Origin of the sequence: Youngiibacter fragilis 232.1 (genome assembly GCF_000495435.3) — a bacterium.
GTDB classification, from domain to species: domain Bacteria; phylum Bacillota; class Clostridia; order Clostridiales; family Clostridiaceae; genus Youngiibacter; species Youngiibacter fragilis.
The window spans coordinates 1-949 of record NZ_AXUN02000133.1 but is presented as its reverse complement, the minus strand read 5'-3'; the positions used below and the strand labels follow the sequence as shown (position 1 = coordinate 949).

1 protein-coding gene is annotated in these 949 nt (G+C 44.2%); it reads right to left on the bottom strand.

The genetic code is table 11. The features are described 5' to 3' along the window. A partial coding sequence (gene istA, locus T472_RS06665) for an IS21 family transposase (protein WP_242864774.1) occupies nt 1-890 on the bottom strand: 890 nt, incomplete at its 3' end. Nucleotides 891-949: the final 59 nt, after the last annotated feature.

The window sequence follows — 949 nt, the reverse complement described above, 5'->3', positions numbered from 1 at the left end:
ATACTTTTCTCAGTGCTTCGGATTTCAACTTCTTTCCCGATGAATTCATAAGGTACGGAATATTTGCATTCACCGACAGTTATGAGATAATCGGGTTGTATGGTGGCTTTTGACCAGATAGCCGTCTCATACGGAGAAGCAGGTAGTGGCATGAGGAACGATCTTTCTTCCTCTTCAAATGCAATGAGCCTGCTTCCTTGCTTTTTCTGAAAGGGTTTAGTATTGAATTCAATAAGCTTTTCTCGGATTGCAAGGTTTAGGTCATCAAACGTGAAGAACTTTCGATTTCTGAGTGCAGCCATTATCCAAGTCTCCATCACCCGAACAGTGCCTTCAGCACTTGGCTTATCCTGTGGTGATACCGGTCGAGCTGGTATTATGGCAGTACCGTAGTGCTCCGCCATTTCATGGTATGATCGGTTCAAAACGAGTTCAGTCCTTGTATTTTTGATTACCCCTGTCTTCAAATTGTCCACTACCAGGATTCTTGTTACTCCACCGAAGTAGTTATACGCATGTACATGCGCTTGAATCCAATTATTGGATTTCATGTCGGGACATGCTTCAGCGTATCCATAGAGGCTGCATGGAAGACAAGCTACGAATATATAGGCTTTTATAGCTTCACCGGACACTTTATCGTAAACAGCTAAAGTGTCTCCAACCCAGTCGACTTCCATGAGCTCACCTGGCTTGTGCTTAATTCGCAGAGTAGCCTTCTTTGACGCAGCATAAGCATGATACTTTTCGTTAAATTGGGAGTGTTGGTACGGGATCGTCTTCTCATCAGCACATTCAGCACAGTACTCAGCCCAAAGCAGTGACAAAGTCACTCCAGGCTTTGCGAGCTCTTTGAAGATGTACTCATAGTCAGGTATTTTCCTTCCCAACCCAACACTTCGTTCAGGGTATAGAATCTGTTGCAGATCCATATTGGTCAAGGTATCCG